The organism is Christensenella sp. MSJ-20 (genome assembly GCF_044357945.1).
Taxonomy (GTDB): Bacteria; Bacillota; Clostridia; order Christensenellales; family QAND01; genus QAND01.
This window is the reverse complement of sequence record NZ_CP076563.1, coordinates 211,270-232,916: the sequence shown is the minus strand read 5'-3', so window position 1 is coordinate 232,916 and position 21,647 is coordinate 211,270. Positions and strand designations below refer to the sequence as shown.

Sequence of the window (21,647 nt, the reverse complement as noted above, 5' to 3'; positions counted from 1 at the left end):
TATAGAATAAATTTATAGAAAGGGTACAAGCCCCTTTTCTTCATCATAATAGTAGAGCTGGGTCCGTAGGACATCCCGGTTCTCGATGCGGGTCTCCTCCCCCATCCGCTCATACAGCCGGTTGATCACTTCCGCCGGAACCAGATTCTGTTCTCCGCACCCCAACAGCAAATGCAAAACCCCGTCCCGGTACGCAAGCTCAAAGATCCGCTCCCGCAGATTCACTTGGCGGATGCCGCCCTTACCCTTCTTATCAAATAATACCTCTTTTTCCCCTAAAATGCCAGCAACTGCCTGTCGGATTTTCCCAGAATCCCCCGCCATAGGATAAAGATACCGGGCCGCCCGCACCATGGCCATGGGGTTCCCCTCCTCCCGAGGCATTTCCCGGGCTGCCACCGCCTTGATCCCCGCATAGCCTCGCCGGTTAAAATCCTCAACAAAGGAGGAAAAATCCACCGGCTGGGTCAATTCCAACACAAAGTATTCCCCTATGCTCTCCATATACATGGGCAGAGCCTGGGCAAAGGAAAGCTTGGGATGGGGGTTGAATCCCGCGGTATAGGCCATGGGAGCGTCCATGAGCTTTAAGGTTCGCTGAACACAGCGCAGCAGGTCCAAATGGGAAATATACCGGGCGGGGCCGGTCTTTTCAAACTGTACCAGAATCCTCACGCCGTCACCCCACATTCCTTCATTAGCCCGCAACCCTGACAATTCCCCTGGCAATAGGGGGTGGTTTCCGCTGCCTCCGCTCGATGGAGTTCCCGAACCAAGTACCCCTTGGTCACACCGATGTCAATATGGTCGTAGGGCAACGTCTCAGCCAGCTCCCGCTGGCGGTGGGCATAGAAATCCACCTCCAGGCCGGCGTCCCGGATAGCCTGGACCCAGCGATCATAGTCCATCCATTCCCGCCATCCATCCAACATAGCTCCCCGCTCACAAGCCAGCGCAATGGCCTTCCCCAGACGGCGGTCCCCCCGGGAGAACACCGCCTCCAGCACGCTGGTATAGGGATCATGGGTCTGTACCCGGATGCGCTTTTCCCCCGCCAAGCTGTCACGCAGCAGTTTCTGCCGCCGCACGATCTCCTCCAAGGGGATCTGGGGAGCCCAGCCAAAAGGAGTAAAGGGCTTGGGAACAAAGGTGGACGCGGATACCGTTACGGAAACGGGTTTCGGCCGATTTTCCTTGGGCTGGCGGTAGAACTCCGCCACCACCTTCTTTGCCAGCTCCCCAATTCCCAGGAGATCCTCATCGGTCTCGGTGGGCAATCCCAGCATAAAATACAGCTTGATGCTACTGTACCCCTCGGAAAAGGCGTCCCGGACGCTGCTCATAAGGTCTTCCTCGTCAACCCCCTTATTGATCACATCCCGAAGCCGCTGGGTCCCCGCCTCAGGAGCAAAGGTAAGAGAACTCTTCCGTACGCTGGCGGTACCCTCTGCGTAATCCTTCAAAAAGCTGTCGATCCTAAGAGACGGCAAAGAAAGGCTTACCCTTTGAGGGCGCAGCTCACGATCCAGCTCATGGATCAGCTCCGTGAGCTGAGGATAGTCTCCCGAGGAAAGAGAGGTCAAAGAAACCTCCTCGTAACCGGTGGTGCGGATGGTCTCCCTGGCCTGCTCCAATAGGGTCTCCTTTTTCCGAAGACGCATGGGTCGGTAAAGGTACCCCGCCTGGCAGAAGCGACAGCCCCGGGTGCAGCCCCGGAACAGCTCAATCCCCGCCCGGTCATGAATGATGGAGGTATAGGGCACTAGAGGACAGGTGGGAAAAGGCGCCTTATCCAAATTCCGGACAATAGCCTTCTTCACTCGCTCTGGCGCCCCATCCATGGGAGCGACCCGCTCCACCCGGCCGTCGGGCAGATAGGAGACCGCATAGAGGGAGGGCACATAGAATCCCTCCAGCCGGCTGAGCCGACGGAGCAGCTCCTTCCGATCCACCCCTTCCGCCTTGGCTCGTTTGTATTCATCCACCAAAATGCCGATAGTCTCCTCCCCATCCCCGATCATGAACACATCGATAAAATCCGCCATGGGCTCCGGATTCACGGCGCAGGGGCCTCCCGCAGCAATAAGGGGCATGTCCTCCCCGCGGTCTTTCCCACAAAGGGGGATACCCGCCAGCTTCAGCATCGCAAGGACGTTGGAGTAGGTCAATTCATATAGAAGGGAAAATCCCACGATATCGAATTGATCCAAATCGGTATAGGTTTCCAGGGAAAACAGCTTTTGCCCCGCATGTTTCAGCTCTGCCATGGCGTCGGGCCATGGAGTATAGCACCGTTCGCAGTAGCAATCCTCCCGATCGTTCAAAATGTGATAGAGGATTCGAGACCCCATATGGGACATGCCAATCTCGTAGGTATCGGGAAAGGACAACGCAAAACGGACCCTGTTGGAAGGGTCCTTTCGGATCATATTCAGTTCGCCGCCGGTGTACCGGGAGGGCTTTTCCACTCGGGCCAGCCAGGAAAGATCTCTCGTCAAAAACGCTTTACCTCTTTCAAGTTTCTTCTAGTTTATCTGGACAATAGTACCCTAAACCAGAAGAAATTTCAACCGCTGCGCACCAGCTCTCCCAGGGTCTTTTCCCGCTCTCCGCGAAGGATACAGTCCAAGATGCGATCCTCATACACCGTACCTAAGGGCCGCATTCTTTCATCCACCACCCGGACTACGGTGTACCGGTTTTTATGAAACCGCCGTGCGATTTCCCATAGGCTGACCTCCTTTCCCGCTGTAATCCAGCTCTCCTCCATGGCGCCCCGCCGGATAATCTGCCGTTTCTCCTCCAGGTTGGTCACCGCGCCCAGGGCCCAGCGTCGTTTTTCCCGAAGGGCGTTCAGGATGATAAATACCCCAATGGAGATCAGAAGCGGATTTACCCGGCCCACAGACAGCACTCCCCAGATTCCAAAACAGCTCAACCCCGCCCCTAGGGCAACTCCAATCACGGCGCAAACATCGGTTGCCCGTTCCCTGCCCAGAAAGCTGCTGAGCAGACTGCGCAGGATCCGACCGCCGTCCAGCGGGAAAGCGGGCAGCAGGTTAAAACAGCCCATAGTTAGATTAAGATACACCGGAGTCAAAAGAGAGGGTGCAAATTGCGGCCATAGCTTCGCTGCCATAAGACAGCACCAGGCGCATAAGAAGTTAAAAAGCGGCCCTACCAGAGCAATGAGAACCTCCCGCCATCCCACCACCCGATCCATGCCCCTGGCCCGGGCTACCCCGCCGAAGGGCAGCAGCTCAATCTCATCGATCTCCACCCCAAGCGCTATGGCCATTAGGGTATGGCAAAGCTCATGCCCAAAGACAAAAGCAAACATCAGCACCATATCCCTTCCCACTCCAAGAAGGGCGGCCACTGCCAACAATACAATTAAAATGGGATCCACCAAAACGCGGATCCCACGGAAGGCAAACAGCTTCATCTATTCCACCGCAATGTAGTTCATAGGATCCTTTGGAATGGAATTCTTGGTAAATTCCAGGTATAGCTCCTTTTCCTGAAGCGTTCCCACCACGGCCCCTTTTTCCACGGTATCCCCTTCCTTTAACGGGGATTCCGCCAGGCCATAGTAACTGGTTTCCATTCCATCGGGATGGGTAATACGGACGTAATTCCCCAGGGTGCTGCTGGTCCCCCGCTTTGCCACCTGACCCGGCCCGCAAGCCGTCACCTGCTGTTTTTCCATCCCCGATGCGATGACCAAACCCATGGAGTTCTCTTGGCCAAATCCCTGGACAACCTCCCCAATGAAAGGCATGGCATAGGTCTTGGTCTCCCCGCCAAACACCTCTCCCGCCTGGGGAAAGATGTTCTCCACAAATTTCAGCTCGCCAAAGGGTTGGGAAAAGTCCATATCATAGGTGATAACGCCCTCTAAATATCCCATGGCTTTCTCAGCTGCCGGCAAGCCAGAAAACTTTAAAAATAAGCAGAGAGCCACCAGACCCGCGCAAATCCCCGTCTTGATCCCAAGCCGTTTTCCCCAGGCCATTCCGCTCCGAGGCTCGTTTCTGCGGTAATGGGAGCGCTGCCGGGAAGCGCCATAAAAGCGGTAGTTCCGCCGTTTCCTCCCACTGCGCTTATGCCGATCCGGCCGGTGCCAGTCGTTGTTGATCTCCCTGGACACAAAGCCCTTTTCCTCATCCATGGCATCCACCTCAACCCCATAGTTGTTCGATTATCTATATGCGTGGATGTCCATAAAAATCCCAACAAAAAGGGGGATGCCTTCGCATCCCCCAAGTGTTCAATCAATAGATTTTTCGTGTTCGCGCTTTTACCCCCATCACAAGGCCGACGGCCAACATATTGGTAAGCATGCTGCTGCCACCATAGCTGATGAAGGGCAACGGAATGCCCGTAACGGGCATAATCCCCATGGTCATGCCGATATTCTCAAAGATATGGAACATAAACATGGAGGCAACGCCGGCGCAAATCAGGGTTCCATATTGGTTCTGGGCGTTCATCCCAATATAGATAATCCGCCAAATCAGCAATCCATACAAAAGGATAACCGTCAATCCGCCGATGAGCCCAAAGGCCTCTCCAATGGCGGAGAAGATAAAATCGGTATGCTTTTCCGGCACCCAGTTTAACTGGCTGAGGGCTCCCTCGCTGAACATTCCCTTCCCGGTAACGCCGCCGCTGCCGATGGCCATCTTGCTATAATGCACGTTATAGCCGGTGTTACCAATATCCGCGCTGGGATTCAGCGTTGTGATGATTCGGTTTCGCTGGCGGTCGTCCAACACAAAAAACCACATAAGGGGCGCAATGGCAAGAGCGGATGCCCCCAGCGTGGCCACAATTTTCCAGCCGACTCCCACCACAAACATCATTCCGATGCAGATGCTCACATAAACCGCGGCGGTTCCCATATCGGGCTGGAGCATCACCAGGACAAACACAATACCGGTCACCACCAGGGGTTTTAGCGCGTCGGTAAAATATTGGATTCCCCGTTCCCCCCGAATGTTGTCACATAGGATTTTCCCCAGGTATAAAATGAGAGAAAGCTTGCAGATCTCCGATGGCTGGAACCCGATGTTGCCAAACTTATACCAGCTCACGGTCTGTCGGGTCACGGTGGCCAAAGAAAACAGCGCCAGCAGGATCACAGCATTGACGCCGTAGATCCATACGGATATATCCTTTAACGCAGTATAATCCAGCAGTGCCATAAAGGCCATGGCCACAAGTCCTACTCCGAACCATAGCACCTGCTTTTTCACGGTATCCAAGTTCAAGTTGGCAAGCTTTTCGGAGAAAGTGGCTTCTCCCCCGGTAAAGGGATCAGCAGTAGCATAGGTGATGGCAATAAAGCCCACCACACATAGAGCGACCACCGCGCCTAGCAGCCACCAGTCCACTTTTTTCCAGGGTTTTGCTTCCATCAATCTATCCATATATCTCTTCCCCTACCCTACTGCACCAGGCCGCCAGGGCCAGTGATGTCGGGTTCATCGGTGCCGGCCTGCCGATCTCGGTAGAACTGGATCACCTCTTTGGCGCAGGTAGCGGCCAATCCGCTCTGATACCCGTTGGGGATGTACACCACAATGGCGATCTCCGCGTTCTCGATGGGGGTAAAGGTTACCAGCCAGGCGGTATCCTCCAAGCCGATGGTGGATACCTGGGCAGTGCCGGTCTTTCCCGCCATATCGTCAGCGTACTTAAACCCCCGGAGGGAGTTTGCGCCTGTTCCGCCGTCCTCCAGAGAGAACACCTCCCGCATGCCTTCTACAATATAATCCATGTAGTTGTTGACGTCGGTGATGGTTCCAAACACCTTGGGCTCCTGATCCATCACCACATTGCCATCCTGGTCCACCACCTTATCGATGACGGTGCAGTCGTATACCGTGCCGCCGTTGGCGATGGCCGCAATATACCGGGCCAACGCGATGGGCGTCACGGCGGTAACGCTCTGGCCGATGCCGGTAATAGCCGTCTGAATGGAGTTCCAGGTGATCTCATAGAGATACCCCGATATCTGGGAATCCCAGCGGCGCGCATAGCTGATGCTCTCGGGGATACCCAGCTCTTTTCTCATTATCACCCGGATCCCGTCCCCCAATTCATCGCCGCTGCCCACCAGCGCGATGATCTGGCTGGCGCAGCGATCCAGCTGTTCATCCGTGTAGGTCTCGTTCCGGACTACGCCGTAATACTTCAGCTGCTCAATGATCTGTTTTTTCACCAGATAGGCCTTATAGGTCAGCTGTCCGCTGTCGATATCCTTGGTGTTGTCATACAACACCTTTTGGTTGGCCACATGGCTGGTAACTTCCCCTGTCAGCTCCACATTTGTTTTGGAACTCAGGCCAAACATATCCGCCCATTTGTTGAGATCATCGATGCCCAGCCGGGTGGCCACATAGTAGAAGAAATAGTTGCAGCTGTTCTTAAGTCCTTCCACAACGGTCTGGTTGCTGTGGGAGCTGGGGTTTTTCGTCCAGCATTTGGGGCCCTTGCCCCGTACCACGTTCTCCCGATATTCCCCTTCACAGCTAATGGTGGTGTTGGGGGTGATCACGCCCTCCTGAAGAGCGGCGTAACCCGTCACCATTTTAAAGGTGGAGCCGGGTTCTGCCCGGGAAGAGATGGCCTTGTTGAACATGGGCGTAGTCTCTTCATCGTTGATGGCAGCGTAGTCCTCCTCGCTGATCCCTCCAGTAAAAAGGTTTAAATCGAAAGAGGGATAGCTGCTCATGGCCAGAATATCCCCATTCCGCACATCGATAACCACCGCAGCGCCCGTCTTGGCGAATTTGGTCTTGGTGCCGCCCCGAGCCGCCTCCAGGGCGGCATACTTGCTATAATTTTTACTGTATTCTTCCTGCTGAGCAGCGTAGCATTCCTGTATGGTCTTTTCAAGAGCTTCGTCCAGCTTTACCTGGAGGTCATAATCGATGGTAAGCACCACATTATATCCGGGCTCCGGCGCCTCATACTCCAGCTCCCGCACCACCTTACTGGTGCTGTTCACCTCCACCACTCGCTTCCCCGCACGGGAACCAATATTAGCGGATAGATACTCCTCCATGGTGGCCTCCACCCCATAGACACCGATTTTATCCTCGCTGTTATACCCGTTTTCCTCCATCCACTGGAGGCGATCTTCATCGTATGTCTTGCTCATATAGCCGATGATATGGGCGGCAGTGCTGTTCTTGGGATACACCCGTACGGTGCTTTCCACCGCGTTTACCCCCAGAAGATCGGTGCTGGCTTCGATCTCGGAGACGGTGTTCATATCCACGTCCTCGGAAATGGTAACAGAGGCATAAGACCGATACATGTTATACTGAATCTCCTGCCAGATTCCCAGAATCTTCACCGCGTCCTCATACCCCATCTCCTCTGGGATCATATAGCGGACCCGCAACTCATTATAGGCGTCGCGAGGGCCCACATCGGCGTCAAAATACAGGTTTTGCCGCCATAGCTTTTCGCGGCTTTCCAAGGTTTTTTGGCTGATGTCGGGATTGTCCACCTGGCCAAAGTCAAAATACATACGGCCATGCTCATCCCGTTTGATCACAAAGGGATCGATTACCTCTCCACCATTGCGCTCAATAATCTCCACCGTTTTAATGATGGATTCCGTATAGAGCGCCCGCCATTTTTCCCCAATCTGCGTAGGATCCCGGTAAATTTGGATATCATAGCTAGACCGGTCATAGGCCAGCGGCGTGCCATTGACATCTAAAATCTGCCCCCGTTTGCTGGTAACCTTCATGGTCCGCGCCGTCACCTTGGAGGCCTCGTCGGCATTTTTGCTGCCCTGCAACACCGTCATATTGAATAGCGTCCCGGCCAGTACCAAAAGAAGAAGGGCGAACACCCCTACCAGCCGCAAGGAGCCCATTGTCAGTTTTCTCACGTTTTTCCCCCTGAACGATCACATCGGTTAATCCAGGTCCCGATACCGGGAAACCTGCATAAAGCTGCAACGGAACAGCCGGTGGATTCCGGCATACAGAAACAGCCCAATTACACCCGTCAAAAGAGCTGACGGCAGAATATATCTCAACAGCAGCAACAGGATATTTTCGGTCTTGATCCCCATGGTCAAGGCCAAGAGATAGGAAAGCAGTTCCTTGACCACATAAGCTCCCGCCATACATATGGCGGGAAACAGGGTATTCTCGCTGAACGCCCGCCGGTATAGGGCGCTGCCCCCATAGGCGGTGATGAGAAAGATCAAGGAATAATAACCAAATACAGGGCCGTACATTACGTCCATCATCAAGCCGGCGAACAATCCGGCCATGGCCCCAGTAAAGGGGGCGTCGGCAATACCAAAGGCCAGCGCCACACAAACGGTGAGGGACGGATGAATGCCAAAGGGCATCACCCAAATCATAAAGGAGCAATCCAGCACCATCGCAAGGAACGTCATGACGCCGCATAGCAACTGCTTCATTGTCCATCCCCCGCTCCGGTATCCCCTCCAGCGGATCCGGCTTTCTCCTTTACCACCATGACTTCCTCCAAGTGGAGGAAGTCCACGGCGGGCTTTACCACCACCTGCTTATCGGTACCGGTACCCACCTGACTTACCTGGCCCACATAGAGCCCCTTGGGAAACACACCGCCCAGACCGCTGGTGACCACTCGGTCCCCCACCTGAAGATCGGCGTCCAGGGGCAAAAAGGACATGGAGCAGAGCCCTCCTTCATCGGAAAGCTGCATGCCGCCTTTGACGATGCCGTTATCCCGGGTCCGCTCGATCACGGCGCTCACCGAAACCCGGCTGTCGATGATGGCAACCACCGTACTGTAATTGCCTCCAACCTTCAGTACCCGGCCGGCAAGGCCATCGGGGGTAATCACGGCGTCCCCCTCTTCCACTCCCTGGTTGATCCCAACGTTGATATCAAATACATCGAACCAATAGCCAGGTTCTTTCATGATAACCCGGCCGATGATATAATCGTATTCCGGCGCCTGCTCGATATAATTGAGCATCTGCTTTAGGCGCTGATTCTCCTGTTCCATCTCGCTCATACCATTGATTTTATACTCGTATATAGCGATTTGTTCCTTCAGGGCCTGGTTTTCGTCCTCCAAAGTACCCGGCCGGAACACGCTGGTAAACAGACGGGAAAAGAAGCCCCCAATGGCGTCAAACACCCCGGTGGCTCCCGATACGATATTCCCCACGATGCCCTGGGGCCCGTCCACCTTACCGGTACCCGGCAGGAAGACCATCAGGGACACCAGCAGCACCGCGATGGCGATTACTATAACAAGAGGCTTGTTTCTAAAACCCATGATCTACTCCATAAAAAATATCGGGAATCCCTTTATATTCCCGATATTATAGCATAGATTCCTCTCCAGCGCCACGGGCCAAGGGCCCCGCAATTCTGAAGATTATGTGGCTGAAGGGCGCAGACGAAATCCCCGGCGGCGGGCCGGCGCCATCTGTTCCAGGGCCATACTAGCCCCGTTGACCACGCAATCCAAGGGGTCCTGGGCCACGGCGACGCTCATGCCGGTCTCTAGGGCGATGAGCTTATCCAGCCCGCGCAGGGCGGCGGTACCCCCCGAAAGGACGATGCCGCTATGGATGATATCCCCCGCCAGCTCCGGAGGCGTGCGCTCCAGCGTGTAGCGGACCGCGCCAACAATGGCGGCGGCAGGTTCCCGGAGCGCTTCGGTGATCTCTTGTGCCGTAACGGTAGCGGTACAGGGCAGACCGTTTAATAGATCCCTGCCCCGAACATCCATCACTCCGTCCACTTCTCCATCGAATACCGATCCAATCTGAATCTTAATATCCTCCGCAGTCCGCTCCCCGATCATCATATTATATTCCCGTTTGATGTAGTCGATAATGGCATCGTCAATGTGGTTTCCACCCACCCGGACGGACCGGCTGGCCACGATTCCCCCTAGGGAGATCACCGCCACCTCGGTGGTTCCCCCGCCGATGTCCACGATCATGCAGCCCCGAGCCTCCTCGATAGGCAATCCCGCGCCAATGGCAGCCGCCATGGGCTCCTCCATGAGAAAGGTTTCCTTAGCGCCGGCGCTTTTAGCGGCTTCCTCCACCGCCCGTTTTTCCACCTCTGTAATCCCGCAGGGCACACAGATCACCACCCGGGGATTCATAAAACCAATTCCTTTCGGCACCGCTTTTTGGATGAAATACTTGAGCATCACCTCGGTGATGTTGAAGTCAGCGATGACCCCGTCCTTCATGGGCCGGATGGCCACGATGTTGCCGGGAGTGCGGCCGATCATCTCCCTTGCCTCCTGACCTACCGCCAACACCTGACGGCGGTCCCCCGACCGTACTGCTACCACGGAAGGCTCCCGGATGACGATCCCCTTGCCCCGCATATATACCAGCGTATTGGCGGTACCCAAATCAATTCCTAAATCCCTTGACATCATGAGATTCTTCTACCTCCCCCAAGTATTGGGCATTTCTTCGTATCCTCATTATTGACGAGGGCATCAATTTTCATACAAATCTTTCTTTTATCCTCACCGTTTTTGATCCTCCACGCGTATTTTTTTGCATCATCTCTTCCCCGCCGCTTTGGGAATGACCTGAGATGGATTTGATGTTGTGCCGTAAGAAATCCGACGCTGAAAGGGTGGTACAGACCGGCCAATTCATACCCGTTTTGGCCGGATTTGGCCGCCATTGCCCCATTTTGGCAAAGCAAAGGGCGGGGAGCACCCCACCTTTTATGATTGACCTATCCAGGCGCCTATCCTTTCCCGCTTTATTGAGAGAAACAGCGCGGACAACTGAAAAAAGAAAAAGAGAGAAAGGAGGAATCTTCCCTTTCTCCCTACAAATAAACGATGGTTCGTTTTTTAGGTATGCGATTCGAGGAAATCTCGACGTCCTTTCATGATGGACAGACCAGCTACTCCTCCTCGCCGACGCAGGCCTCCGTTAAACCCGCCCGGCGGAGCATTGGCTTTTGGAATAGCCGCTGACAAAGGGCAATGAGCCGTCCCACACAGACCATGGCGATGAGGGTACCGAGGCCGATGGCGGTGATCCTTCCACCGCATGCCAGGCTGATGACGCAGGTGACGGCCACACAGGTTAGATCCAGAAGGTTTTTCCCAAAGCCCATCCCTCGATTGAGCCGCTTACCCAGGGCGTCAGCCATGCCGTCCGCTGGATTTGGAACCAGCCGCATATTGACCATCAAGGTTACTCCTACCGCGGTAAGAACCATGGCGGCCAGAAGCAGCAGCAGATTTTGCCATAGGGCGCAAAGGGCAATGGGCAGCCTGCCGAACCAATCCAAAAGGACGCTGAACACCAGGCTGAAGGGAATCTGCAGAAGGGTGCTCCACCGCCGCTCCTTTCCATCGAGCAGCATCTGCAAAAACACAAACAGCGTATAGAGGCAAAAGGTCATCAGTGCAAAGTTAAGGTTCCAGATATTAGAAATTGAAAATGGAACCGCTATAATGGGTGAAACCCCTAGCCCAGTTTTGGTATTAAGGGTCAGCCCGATTGCCAGGAGAACGAGCCCCACAAGATAGTATCCGATTCTCCAGCAGGTCGCGCCCAAAGACGTCCCTTCGGTTTTTTCGTTCCGGTTGTTCACAATCAAAATCCCCCCGCTGGCGCAGCTCAAGCCTTCAGCATCGGCGTAAGCAGGTTGTACAGCAGATTGATGGGCAGCCCTAAAACATTGAAATAACAGCCCTCGATGGCTTCCACAAACCGGCTGGCGCCTCCCTGGATGGCATAGGCTCCCGCTTTGTCCATGGGCTCCTGGGTGGCCACATAGGCCTCGATCTCCTCACGGGAGATGTGCTGCATCCAAACGGTGGTTTCCCGGTAGTCGCAGATCTCCCGGCCGCTCTCAGTGTCAATGAGACAGAGACCGGTATAGACCTGGTGCGCCCGGCCGGACAGAAGAGCTAGCATCCGTTGGGCATTGGCCGCGTCCCGCGGCTTTCCCAAGATGGCTCCCTCCACCGATACCACGGTATCCGCACCGATGATGATGGCATCCCGTTCCTCCGCCGCCACCGCCCGTGCCTTCAGCCGGGCTGTGGCCATGGCAAGGCAGGCGGGCTCCGTCTTTTGAATGCTGGATTCGTCCACATCCGCCACTTTACAGGTATAGGGATAGCCCAATAGAGCCAGATATTCCTGCCTCCGGGGGGAGGCTGACGCCAATACGATGTGTTTCATAGGATCTCTCTCCTTTTCCTGCACCAATATAGCAAAGGGAGAAAAAAAAGAAAAGCCATCCCTGGGATGGCTTTTCTTTTTCAGCTTTAAACGATGGTCTCCGGCCCGAACAGATCGATACAGGGGCTGGGGCACTTCTTGGTACACTCCAGGCAGCCGATGCATTTTGTATAATCCACCACCGCCACGCCGCTGTCGCAGTTGATGGCTCCCGTGGGACAAGCCCGCTCGCACAGGCGGCAGGTGATGCATCCCCGGCTGCAGGCCTGGCGCACCGTCCGCCCCCGCTCCTGGGTTCGGCACAGCACCACTACCTTGGCCTCCATAGGTACCATACCGATGACGTTCCGGGGACATTTTCTGGAACAGGCGCCGCAACCGGTGCATTTTTCAAAATCGATGACCGGGATGTTGCCGGGACCCATGGAGATGGCCCCAAAAGCGCAGGCGGAGATACAGTCCCCGTTGCCCAGACAGGCATACCTGCAGCCCTTGTTTCCGCCCGATACCATGGCAGCGGCTTTACAGGAATGAATCCCCTCGTATTCATAGCGGGGCGGGCTGTTCTCGCGGGTGCCCTGGCAGAGAACCACTGCCTTCTTCTGGCCGCTGACCTTGACCTCCTGCCCCACGGCCTTTCCCGCCTTTACAAGGTTCTCGGCGCTGATGACGGCGCAGCCCGATACATCCACACCGTTATGTACCACCGCCTCGGCAAAGGCGTCGCAGCTGGGATAGCCGCAGCCGCTACAATTTGCTCCCGGCAGATACTGCCGTAGATTTGCCACCGTTTCGTCCACCTCTACGGCGAACTTCTTGGATGCAACCCCCAAGAGGCCGCCGAAGAGCACTCCCAATACGCCCAGCACCGCAGCCGGGCTTATAATTGCCAACCAATCCATCTCACAGCCCCCCTATCAAATGGACACCAGGCCGGAAAAGCCCAGAAATGCCATGGCCATAAGGCCTGCCGACACCAGTGCAATGGGGAACCCGTCCATGGACTTGGGAATGGGCGCCAGCGCCATCCGTTCCCGCACACCGGCAAACAGCACGATGGCAAAGGTGAAGGACAGGCCGGTAGCGATGCCGTTGACCAAGGTCTGTATCAGGTTATAGTTGCTGGTGATGTTGAGAATCGCCGCCCCCAGCACCGCGCAGTTGGTGGTAATGAGGGGCAGATAGATGCCCAGGGACTGATAGAGCGCCGGGCTGGATTTCTGGATAAACATCTCCACCAGCTGTACCAGGCCCGCTATCACCAGGATGAAGGCGATGGTCTGCATATACTCGATATGGAGCGGCACCAGAATGGCGTACTGCACCAGATAGGTGATGACGCTGGAGAGGGCGATAACGAAGGTGACCGCCATCCCCATGCCCAAGGCGGTGTCCAGCTTTTTGGATACCCCAACAAAGGGACAGATGCCCAGGAACTTGCCCAGAACGATGTTCTGCACCAGGATGGAGTTCAGCAGAATGACCGCAATGGAAACCGTATTGCTACCCATGGTTTACCGGGCCCCCTTTCTCTTTTTCCGGGCGTTGCTGAAAAGGTTGAACGCGCCCAGCACCAGGCCGAAGGTCAGGAAACCGCCGGGGGCCAGCACCATTATAAGGGCGGGCTGGAAGCCATCCCCAAAGAGGGGAGTTCCCAGGAAGGTTCCGTTGCCCAGCACCTCCCGGAATACCGAGATGATGGTGATGGCCAAGGTAAAGCCCAGGCCCATGCCCACACCGTCCATGATGGAGGGCATCACGCCATTTTTGCTGGCAAAGGCCTCGGCCCTGGCCAGAATGATGCAGTTTACCACGATAAGCGGGATGAAGATACCCAAGGATTGGTTGAGAGCGGGCAAATAGGCCTTCATCAGAAGATCCACCATGGTCACAAAGGTTGCAATGACCACCACATAGGCGGGAATCCGGGCTTTTTCCGGAATGAAGTTCCGCAAAAGGGAGATCACAAGATTGCTGCCCACCAGAACGAAGGTGGCCGCCAGGCCCATGCCGACGCCGTTGGAGACAGCGGTGGTAATGGCGATGGTAGGGCAGGTGCCCAGCACCAGCCGCAGGGTGGGGTTTTCATCTAGAATGCCGTTCTTCAGCGGCTTTAACAGTTTGTTCATTGTGCCGCCTCCTCTATGACGGTTTGGTATTCCACAGCCAGCGTCGCGGCGATGTTCACCGCGCTGGTCACCGCTTTACTGGATACGGTAGCGCCGGATATGGCCACCACGCCGTTTTCCCCGGCGCCGATGGCAATCTCCTTCTGGGCGTCCATGCCAGCATACTGGCCATAGAAATCGGGATTGGCAGTTTTGGCGCCCAGGCCAGGCGTCTCGCTATGGGTTCCGATCTTCACACCGCTGACCTGCTTGTGCTGATCCACCCCCACCGTGATGGCGATGGAGCCGCCGTAGCCCTTGCCGGTGATCTCCACCACCGTGCCCGCAAAGGAACCGTCGGCGGCCTTGGCGCCGTAGACGGCGGTAACGGTGTCGTTTCCGGCCGCCCATTGGATCGAGGAATTGGCTTTAAGGGTATCCAGCGGCACCTCATAAAAGGAATCCGCCGTCAGCACCTCTCGCCGGGCGGCCTCGGCCGCTGCCAATTCCTGCTCCTGGATGGGATCCTTTGTAACGGCGTTGGTAAGGCCCAGAGCCAGGCCGGCCACAAGGGTGATCAGGAGCAGCTTTAAGGCGATCTTTACGGTGTTATCACCCATGCTGTTTCACCTCCCCATAGACTTTGGGCCGCACGAACCGGTCGATGAGCGGCGTCAGAATGTTCATGAACATCAGAGCGTAGGTTACCCCTTCGGGGTAGGCCCCGAAGGTTCGGATAATGAAGATGATCAATCCCACGCCAAAGCCCATGATGGCCTGCCCCGCTCCCGTTACGGGAGAGGTGGTGTAATCGGTCGCCATGAAAAAGGCGCAGATGATGGCGGAGCCCGACAGGATGGCGTAAAGGCCGTCCCCGGTAAAGAGGCCGGCGTCGCCGCCAAAAGCCCAGGTTAATAGGAACAAGGTCCCCAACAGGGCCACAGGGGTATAGAGGCGAATCACGCCCCGGATCACAAGATAGGCGGCGCCCAGAAGCAGCAACAGCTTGCTCACCTCGCCGATGCAGCCCGCCACATTCCCCAGGAACAGATCGCCATAGGTGCTGGCGGTGCCGTAATGAAGGGCGGCGATGGGGGTGGCCTGGCTGGTGGTGGTAGCGGAAGCCACTGCCTCTGCAGGGGTCAAAAACTGCCAGTTGGTCATGAGTCCCGGCCAGGAGGCCAGCAGCACCGCCCGAGCGGTAACCGCAGGGTTCATAAAGTTATAGCCCAACCCTCCGAACAGCATCTTTACCACGGCGATGGCAAAAAAGCTACCGATCATGGGAATCCAAAAGGGGACGGTGGGCGGGCAGCTCATGCCCACCAGCATGCCGGTAACCACGGCGGAGAAATCGTGGATGGTCCGGGGCTTGTGGAAAATCAGCTCGATGGCCACCTCGGTGGCCACGGCGGTAAACACCGATACCGCCATCACCATGGCGGCATTCCAACCAAACTGAAACACTCCATACAGAGCGGCGGGCAAAAGGGCGATACATACGTCCACCATGATGCCGGAGATGGACCGGGGCTGTCGGAGATGGGGGGAGGAACTGGCTCTTAATCCTTCAATCACGGCTTATTTCCCTCCCTTCTTGGCATTCCGGGCGGCGAGGATCTCCCGCTTGGCGGCCCGGATGGACTGGGTTAGATGCCGGCGGCTGGGGCAGATATAGGAACAACAGCCGCATTCCATGCAGTCCATGGCGTTGTATTCGTCAGCCATATCCATCTTTCCGGCCCTGGAATAGGCGTCGATCATCAAAGGCATCAAGCCCACGGGACACACTTGGACGCATTTGCCGCAATGGGTGCAGGGCCACTCCTCAAACTGCTTGGCGTGATCGTGATCCAGGGCCAGGATCCCCGAGGTGCCCTTCCCTACCGTAACTTCATCGGTAAACTGGGCAAAGCCCATCATGGGGCCGCCGGAGATGAGCTTTTCGATGTGATCGCCATAGCCGCCGCAATACGCTACGGCGTCGGCAAAGCTGGTTCCGATGCGGCACAGCAGGTTGGATGGCCGACCCACGGCGCCGGTGACGGTCACCACCCGCTCGATCAGCGGCTTGTTCCGCTCCACGGCGTCCGCGATGGCAGCACAGGTGCCTACGTTGAGCACCACCACCCCGCAGTCGATGGGAAGCCCCCCCTGGGGCACCTCCAGACGCGCCAGGGCTTGGATCAACTGTTTTTCCGATCCCTGAGGGTAACGGGTCCGCATGGGGCAAATCGATACGCCGGCAAATCCCTGAGCGGATTTCTCCATGGCGGCAATGGCGGCGGGCTTGTTGTTTTCAATTCCCACCCGAGCTTCCTTTACCCCAAGAGCCTCCATGGCGTAGCCCACGCCTCGGAGAATCCGATCAGGATCCTCCTCCATCAGGCGCTGATCCGCCGTCAAGAAGGGCTCGCACTCAGCACCGTTGATGAGGAGCAGCTCGCACCGCTTGCCCTCGGGGATGGTCATCTTAACATGGGTGGGAAAGCCTGCCCCGCCCATGCCGGCGAGGCCCGCCTCCTGGATGGCGGACAGGATTTCCGGGCCGGTAAGACGGCGTCCCGTCTCGGGAAAATCATAGCCGGTATCCTGGCCATCGTTCTCGATGACGATATGGGGCGCTACGCCCCCCGCCACCGTCGGCATCTCCACGATGCCCTTAACCACGCCGCTGACGCTGGCGTGAATCCGGGTGCCGATAAACCCGGCCGGCTCCGCGATTAGCTGGCCCACCGTCACCAGATCCGACGGTTTTACTACGGGCTTCGCGGGAGCCCCAGCACCCTGCACCATGGAGATACAGACCTTCTCGGGCGCAGGCATCCGTTCAATGGACGCGCCCGACGACAGGGTCTTGCCCTCATGGCGCCGGTGCAGAGGGGTAACCCCGCCCCGCTTGAATCGATAGAGTTGCAATGCCCATCCTCCAATCTTGCCCCAAATGGGGTGAAAAATGAAATCCATTGGCAAAAAGCGTCCATTGCAATGGGTACTCCTTATTGCTTCTATGTCGCTTTTTGTGTAATATTGTAGATAACGGTTTTTCCACAAGCTAAGATACGAGGTGTATTCTATTGAGCGGAACCACCATTACCATCGTCGTGTTTGCCATCGTTGCCATCATAGGAGCGCTCATCGGCCTTTTGGGCCACAGGAGCGGAAAGCTTGCCCTGGGGTTCTTAGGCCTCATGGCCGGCTCCGCCGTGGTGCTGTGGATCGGTTATCTTTTTAACCTGCCCCGCTCCTCCGGCATCATCCTATACGCTTCCATCGCAATTGGACTCATTGCGGGAATGGCCGCTCTTAAGATCCGGCGTTTGGCCTATGGGGCCAGCGGCTTGGTCTTTGGCGGCATTGTTGGCATCACAGTATTACATATTGTAAATGTTTTGCTACATTATGCCATACCACCCATCGGCATTTCAATAGCCTGCTTCCTTGCAATGGCCATATTTGCGGCCCTTTTCTCCTTCAAAAATAGAATGGCACTACTTTTGTCCACTTCCTTTGTTGGAGGATACCTGGTGGCGATCTCCGTGATGATGGCCATTTTGGTGGGAAGCAGCGGCGGGACCATTGAGATCGTCTCCCCCTTCGCCTCCTTCTCTGGGTGGATCACCTCCATCAAGGACGCCTTTATCGGGTTTAATACCATCATTCAGCTTTTGATCCTGGCCATCTGTCTCTTTATGGGCCTGCTGTTCACCCTTTTGCAATCCGAATTCCGCTCCAAGCAGGCCGCAGCGAAAGGCGGCCTCCGGGAGGCCCCGAAAGCCGGTAGTCCGGCGCGCAGGCCCGCACAGCGGCCGGAACGGGTTCGCAGGGAGAGCGGCAGCCGGGAACCACGGCCTAGGGGACAGGAGCGCGGAGAACGGCCTCGCCGCCAGGAAACCTATGACGATTTTGCCGCCAGCTACAGCCGGAGTTTGAGCGCTGGCGAGCGTTCCAGCCACCGAGAGGAGATGGATTATGGCGCTCCGTCCCCCGTCTCCCATTATCAACGGCCGGACGGGCAGGAATACGCCCCGCCCCGCAGTTCCACCCTGGAGCAGCAGTCCAGCGATTCCACGCCGCAGGCTCCCAGCTGGGGGGATCGGCCCACCGAGACGCCCAGTTTCCATGGAACCCAGGAGGAGAATGCATCTCCCTTTCCCCGCCGCCGGTCCCTATCGGAGGTGGCGCGCAAATCCAAGCGCTGATCCAGAGCTCCCCCACTTGGGGGAGCTTTTTCATATGGTTTTAGCAGCAAGCGCAAAATTGGATTTTGCCTTTCCCCGACCAGTCTGCCTAGGAGAATGGCGTCTCTATCAGTCTTTCCAAATTGCAGGAAAAAACCGCCGTTCTCGTATGTTAACGGCAATTTTTTTCTTCTTTCTGGTTTACCAAGATGATATGCGCTTATTTTCATCCATATCTTTCCTATTTCTGCCGTTGGGTGTATACTAATAATACGAACACAAGTTCGTATTTCTTTTCTATTGGGAGGACACATCATGACCAAACTGGAGGAAATGCTGCAGCAGATGGAGGATAAGCAGGTTGTAGTATTGGAGGATCGCCGGCTTCCCCGGTCGGTAAAAGGCCTTTACCTCTGGGACGAAAAGCAGCCTTTGATTATCCTGCGGCCCGATATGGATGGCCGGGAGAAGCTCTGTGTGCTGGCGGAGGAGATCGGCCACTTTGAGACCGCCACCATGGATATGCGGTACTGCAGCCGCTATCAGATCGCATTCCAGGAGCGGCTGGCCATGGAACGGGCCATCCAGTGGCTGGTGCCTTTTCGCGGACTGGAAAAGGCCGTGCGGGCCCATATCTGGACCCCTTGGGACTGTGCCGAATACTTTGGCATCACAGAGGAGATGATGGGCCAGGCAATGGATTACTACCAGCATACCGCGCCCCAGGAGCTGGCCCGGCTGAAGCGGTTCGCCTACCGGCACAGTATCCCATAAAAAGCGAAAGCGCCTCACCCTTGGAACAGGTGAGACGCTTTTCTTTTATGAATCCATAGGAGGCATAGGTCCACTCAATCGAAAGACTTGTCCTTATAGAAATTCCCGTTGTGGCGCTTTTTTGCCGTCATTTTAAAGATCACGTTGCCGTCCGGACACACAATGGTTTTGCTGTATCTGCCATCTCCGCCCACATTCTCAAGATCCCCGCCGCTTCGGACGGCTTCCATGGCCGGGAACATCATCAGCATGGTCTTGGAGCAGATCCCCTGCCCGTCGGCATTAACCGGACATCCATAGGTACAGGTATATCGATCCCCGATCTCCTCGCCGTTTCTACAATACCGTTCCGTACTGGAGCCACGGAGGAACCCAATTACCTCAATTTCCCATTCGTATTCTTCCGCATACCATTTTTTCATCCTTCTCCTCCATACGCGCCGGCTCTTGCGAAGGTCATTTCTCCATCTCAATAAGGAACGTGCTGGCCTCCTCCCATTCCTGGTACAGACGCTGCAGCTCCGCTTCCTTTTCCCGCAGGACGTCGCTAAGCTCCATAGCCCGCTGGTATTGGGTGGCCACCTGAGGGTCGGCCAGCTCCTGTCGCAGCGCCTCGATGCACTCCTCCATCCGACCGATGCTCTCCTCCAACCGGGTTACGCGGTTTTGCAGCTTGCGCCTTGCCCGGTCCTCCTCCTTTTTGGCCCGGTAATCGGCGCCCCGCTCCGGCCGCTCCCCTTTTTGCGGAGCGGCTTCCCCGGCCTCCAGGGCGGCCAGGTAATCATCATAGCCTCCCAGGATGGAGGTCACTCCCTTTGGGGTGAACGCCAACACTCGATCCGCCAACCGGTTCACGAAATATCGGTCATGGGACACCATAAGGATGGTGCCGTCGTAATCCAATAGGGCCTGTTCCAATGCCTCCCGAGAAGCGATGTCCAGGTGGTTGGTGGGCTCATCCAACAGAAGGAAATTGGCTCCCGACAGCATCATCTTTAAAAGCGCAACCCGGGCTTTCTCCCCGCCGCTCAGTCGATCGATGGTGGCGAATACATCGTCCCCCCGGAACAGAAATACCCCAAGCGCAGTGCGAAGCTGGGTATCGGTCATCCGGGGAAAGGCGTTTTGCAGTTCTTGCAGGATGGTGTTCTGCGGATGAAGGGTGGACTGGGTCTGATCGTAATAGGCCGTTTTGATGTTGGCCCCCAGCATCACCATGCCGGTATCGGGTAGGAGCTTTCCCATAATGATGTTGAGCAAGGTGGTTTTGCCCGCGCTATTCGGACCTAGCACCGCCACTTTTTCCCCCTTACGGATGGTCAGATCCAACTCCCGAAACAGAGGCTTTTCGGGATAGCTCTTGGACAGGCCCTTGGCTACCAATACATCCTGGCCTCCAAAGGGCGCGGTGTCAAAGTGAAACCGCAGCCGCTGAGGGGCTTTATCGGGGGGCGTTACTCCGGAAAGCAGCCGGTCCAGCTGCTTTTGCTTACTCTCGGCGGTGCGGATGTTCCGCTCCCGGTTCCATTGCTTCTGCTGAGCGATGATCCCTTCGATACGCTTGGCTTCCCGGCGCACATTGGCATAGTGCCGCTGGGCAATGAGGCCATCCTCCTCCTTTTTATCCATGTACTGGGAGTAGCCTCCCTGATAGGAGGTGAGTTTCCCATGCTCCAGCTCCAGGGTACGGCCAGTTACCCGATCCAGAAAATAGCGGTCATGGGAGATAACCAGCACCGCGCCCCGGTAATCCCGCAGGTAATCCTCCAGCCAGGTGGCGGCCTCAATGTCCAGATGGTTGGTGGGCTCATCCAGCATCAAAAGGCTGGGGCCGCTGAGGATCAGCTTTGCAAGCTGCGCCTTTGCCCGCTGCCCTCCAGACAGGGCGGACAGCGGAAGGGAAAAGTCCTCCTCCCGGAAGCCGAATCCCAGCAGGGCCGCTCGGGTCCGGCTGCGGGTGGTGAGCCCGCCTCCCTCCAAATAGGCTTCATTCAGCGTGTGCTGGCGATGGATCAGATCCAGCTCTCCTTCCTCGATCCGGCGGGCGATGTCCTCCAGTTCCGCCTCCATCCGGGTAAGATGGGCAAATACCCGGTGAACCTCCTCATAGAGGCCTCGGGAGAGATCGTCAAAGCCATGCTGCTCCATATAGCCGATGGTGGTCAGACGGTTGACCGATACCGTGCCGCTGTCCGCCCGTTCCATCCCTGCGATGATACGGAATAAGGTGGTCTTGCCGCAGCCGTTGACGCCAACAAGGCCCACCTTTTCCCCTTCCTCTATGGTGAATCCCACATTTGTAAACAGGCTCCGCTCTCCGTAGGATTTCGCAAGATCCCGTGCCGACAATAGGTTCATGGATTCCTCCGT

21 protein-coding genes are annotated in these 21,647 nt (G+C 56.3%); 2 read left to right on the top strand and 19 right to left on the bottom strand.

Annotated features, from left to right (window positions below; genetic code table 11):
* Positions 1-12: 12 nt before the first annotated feature.
* From KP626_RS01090 to rsxC, 17 genes are all read right to left on the bottom strand, one after another.
* Positions 13-675 carry a TIGR03936 family radical SAM-associated protein gene (locus KP626_RS01090; protein WP_395977513.1) on the bottom strand — a complete coding sequence of 221 codons (663 nt, stop codon included), beginning with the start codon at positions 673-675 and terminating at the stop codon, positions 13-15.
* Positions 672-2,498 carry a TIGR03960 family B12-binding radical SAM protein gene (locus KP626_RS01085; RefSeq protein WP_395977511.1) on the bottom strand — a complete coding sequence of 609 codons (1,827 nt, stop codon included), beginning with the start codon at positions 2,496-2,498 and terminating at the stop codon, positions 672-674. The genes KP626_RS01090 and KP626_RS01085 overlap by 4 nt, the downstream gene beginning before the upstream one ends.
* A 68-nt stretch (positions 2,499-2,566) precedes the next feature.
* On the bottom strand, positions 2,567-3,445 hold the full coding sequence (locus tag KP626_RS01080) for a M50 family metallopeptidase (protein WP_395977509.1): 879 nt from the start codon (positions 3,443-3,445) through the stop codon (positions 2,567-2,569).
* Positions 3,446-4,171 carry a peptidoglycan DD-metalloendopeptidase family protein gene (locus tag KP626_RS01075; protein WP_395977507.1) on the bottom strand — a complete coding sequence of 242 codons (726 nt, stop codon included), beginning with the start codon at positions 4,169-4,171 and terminating at the stop codon, positions 3,446-3,448.
* Positions 4,172-4,274: 103 nt separating this feature from the next.
* A complete protein-coding gene (gene rodA, locus KP626_RS01070) occupies positions 4,275-5,432 on the bottom strand; it encodes a rod shape-determining protein RodA (protein WP_395977505.1) in 1,158 nt (385 codons plus the stop codon).
* Positions 5,433-5,449: 17 nt separating this feature from the next.
* Positions 5,450-7,912 (bottom strand): penicillin-binding transpeptidase domain-containing protein, encoded by a 2,463-nt coding sequence (locus KP626_RS01065; RefSeq protein ID WP_395977503.1) that lies wholly within the window; start codon positions 7,910-7,912, stop codon positions 5,450-5,452.
* 27 nt (positions 7,913-7,939) lie between these two features.
* Positions 7,940-8,455 carry a rod shape-determining protein MreD gene (gene mreD, locus KP626_RS01060; protein ID WP_395977501.1) on the bottom strand — a complete coding sequence of 172 codons (516 nt, stop codon included), beginning with the start codon at positions 8,453-8,455 and terminating at the stop codon, positions 7,940-7,942.
* Positions 8,452-9,306 (bottom strand): rod shape-determining protein MreC, encoded by an 855-nt coding sequence (gene mreC, locus KP626_RS01055; protein WP_395977499.1) that lies wholly within the window; start codon positions 9,304-9,306, stop codon positions 8,452-8,454. Before mreC ends, mreD begins: the two co-directional genes overlap by 4 nt.
* 102 nt (positions 9,307-9,408) lie before the next feature.
* Positions 9,409-10,431: a rod shape-determining protein gene (locus tag KP626_RS01050; RefSeq protein ID WP_395977497.1), complete on the bottom strand. Its 1,023-nt coding sequence runs from the start codon at positions 10,429-10,431 to the stop codon at positions 9,409-9,411.
* Positions 10,432-10,919: 488 nt separating this feature from the next.
* The gene (locus KP626_RS01045; protein WP_395977495.1) at positions 10,920-11,618 is read right to left on the bottom strand and encodes a YitT family protein; all 699 of its coding nucleotides are present in this window, start codon (positions 11,616-11,618) and stop codon (positions 10,920-10,922) included.
* Positions 11,619-11,644: 26 nt separating this feature from the next.
* Positions 11,645-12,214, bottom strand: coding sequence for a Maf family protein (locus tag KP626_RS01040; RefSeq protein ID WP_395977493.1), 570 nt, complete (start codon positions 12,212-12,214; stop codon positions 11,645-11,647).
* 86 nt (positions 12,215-12,300) lie between these two features.
* Entirely contained in the window at positions 12,301-13,116 is an 816-nt protein-coding gene (locus KP626_RS01035; protein WP_395977491.1) for an RnfABCDGE type electron transport complex subunit B, read from the bottom strand.
* Between the two features lie 15 nt (positions 13,117-13,131).
* Positions 13,132-13,725: an electron transport complex subunit RsxA gene (gene rsxA, locus KP626_RS01030; RefSeq protein ID WP_395977488.1), complete on the bottom strand. Its 594-nt coding sequence runs from the start codon at positions 13,723-13,725 to the stop codon at positions 13,132-13,134.
* 3 nt (positions 13,726-13,728) lie between these two features.
* Positions 13,729-14,343, bottom strand: a complete 615-nt coding sequence (gene rsxE / locus KP626_RS01025) for an electron transport complex subunit RsxE (protein ID WP_395977486.1) — start codon at positions 14,341-14,343, stop codon at positions 13,729-13,731.
* Positions 14,340-14,942: an RnfABCDGE type electron transport complex subunit G gene (locus tag KP626_RS01020; protein ID WP_395977484.1), complete on the bottom strand. Its 603-nt coding sequence runs from the start codon at positions 14,940-14,942 to the stop codon at positions 14,340-14,342. The genes rsxE and KP626_RS01020 overlap by 4 nt, the downstream gene beginning before the upstream one ends.
* The gene (locus tag KP626_RS01015; protein WP_395977482.1) at positions 14,935-15,900 is read right to left on the bottom strand and encodes an RnfABCDGE type electron transport complex subunit D; all 966 of its coding nucleotides are present in this window, start codon (positions 15,898-15,900) and stop codon (positions 14,935-14,937) included. The genes KP626_RS01020 and KP626_RS01015 overlap by 8 nt, the downstream gene beginning before the upstream one ends.
* Positions 15,901-15,903: 3 nt before the next feature.
* Positions 15,904-17,241, bottom strand: coding sequence for an electron transport complex subunit RsxC (rsxC, locus tag KP626_RS01010; RefSeq protein ID WP_395977480.1), 1,338 nt, complete (start codon positions 17,239-17,241; stop codon positions 15,904-15,906).
* 158 nt (positions 17,242-17,399) lie between these two features.
* On the opposite strand from rsxC, the gene KP626_RS01005 reads away from it, so the two are divergent.
* Together KP626_RS01005 and KP626_RS01000 are read left to right on the top strand one after the other, a co-directional pair.
* The gene (locus tag KP626_RS01005; protein ID WP_395977478.1) at positions 17,400-18,524 is read left to right on the top strand and encodes a DUF4203 domain-containing protein; all 1,125 of its coding nucleotides are present in this window, start codon (positions 17,400-17,402) and stop codon (positions 18,522-18,524) included.
* Between the two features lie 294 nt (positions 18,525-18,818).
* Positions 18,819-19,277, top strand: a complete 459-nt coding sequence (locus KP626_RS01000) for an ImmA/IrrE family metallo-endopeptidase (RefSeq protein ID WP_395977476.1) — start codon at positions 18,819-18,821, stop codon at positions 19,275-19,277.
* A 74-nt stretch (positions 19,278-19,351) separates the two neighbouring features.
* Here KP626_RS01000 and KP626_RS00995 read toward each other — a convergent pair whose 3' ends face one another.
* Positions 19,352-19,699 (bottom strand): TIGR04076 family protein, encoded by a 348-nt coding sequence (locus KP626_RS00995; protein ID WP_395977474.1) that lies wholly within the window; start codon positions 19,697-19,699, stop codon positions 19,352-19,354.
* A 34-nt stretch (positions 19,700-19,733) separates the two neighbouring features.
* Entirely contained in the window at positions 19,734-21,635 is a 1,902-nt protein-coding gene (locus KP626_RS00990) for an ABC-F family ATP-binding cassette domain-containing protein (RefSeq protein ID WP_395977472.1), read from the bottom strand.
* Positions 21,636-21,647 lie beyond the last annotated feature (12 nt).

What these genes read in the sequence shown, in the direction of transcription:
- KP626_RS01075 (WP_395977507.1), bottom strand. Translation starts at nt 4,171, where the DNA reads ATGGATGAGGAAAAGGGCTTTGTGTCCAGGGAGATCAACAACGACTGG.
- KP626_RS01020 (WP_395977484.1), bottom strand. Translation starts at nt 14,942, where the DNA reads ATGGGTGATAACACCGTAAAGATCGCCTTAAAGCTGCTCCTGATCACC.
- mreC (WP_395977499.1), bottom strand. Translation starts at nt 9,306, where the DNA reads ATGGGTTTTAGAAACAAGCCTCTTGTTATAGTAATCGCCATCGCGGTG.
- KP626_RS01080 (WP_395977509.1), bottom strand. Translation starts at nt 3,445, where the DNA reads ATGAAGCTGTTTGCCTTCCGTGGGATCCGCGTTTTGGTGGATCCCATT.
- KP626_RS01050 (WP_395977497.1), bottom strand. Translation starts at nt 10,431, where the DNA reads ATGTCAAGGGATTTAGGAATTGATTTGGGTACCGCCAATACGCTGGTA.
- KP626_RS00995 (WP_395977474.1), bottom strand. Translation starts at nt 19,699, where the DNA reads ATGAAAAAATGGTATGCGGAAGAATACGAATGGGAAATTGAGGTAATT.
- KP626_RS01040 (WP_395977493.1), bottom strand. Translation starts at nt 12,214, where the DNA reads ATGAAACACATCGTATTGGCGTCAGCCTCCCCCCGGAGGCAGGAATAT.
- rsxA (WP_395977488.1), bottom strand. Translation starts at nt 13,725, where the DNA reads ATGGGTAGCAATACGGTTTCCATTGCGGTCATTCTGCTGAACTCCATC.
- rsxE (WP_395977486.1), bottom strand. Translation starts at nt 14,343, where the DNA reads ATGAACAAACTGTTAAAGCCGCTGAAGAACGGCATTCTAGATGAAAAC.
- mreD (WP_395977501.1), bottom strand. Translation starts at nt 8,455, where the DNA reads ATGAAGCAGTTGCTATGCGGCGTCATGACGTTCCTTGCGATGGTGCTG.
- KP626_RS00990 (WP_395977472.1), bottom strand. Translation starts at nt 21,635, where the DNA reads ATGAACCTATTGTCGGCACGGGATCTTGCGAAATCCTACGGAGAGCGG.
- rodA (WP_395977505.1), bottom strand. Translation starts at nt 5,432, where the DNA reads ATGGATAGATTGATGGAAGCAAAACCCTGGAAAAAAGTGGACTGGTGG.
- KP626_RS01035 (WP_395977491.1), bottom strand. Translation starts at nt 13,116, where the DNA reads ATGGATTGGTTGGCAATTATAAGCCCGGCTGCGGTGCTGGGCGTATTG.
- KP626_RS01000 (WP_395977476.1), top strand. Translation starts at nt 18,819, where the DNA reads ATGACCAAACTGGAGGAAATGCTGCAGCAGATGGAGGATAAGCAGGTT.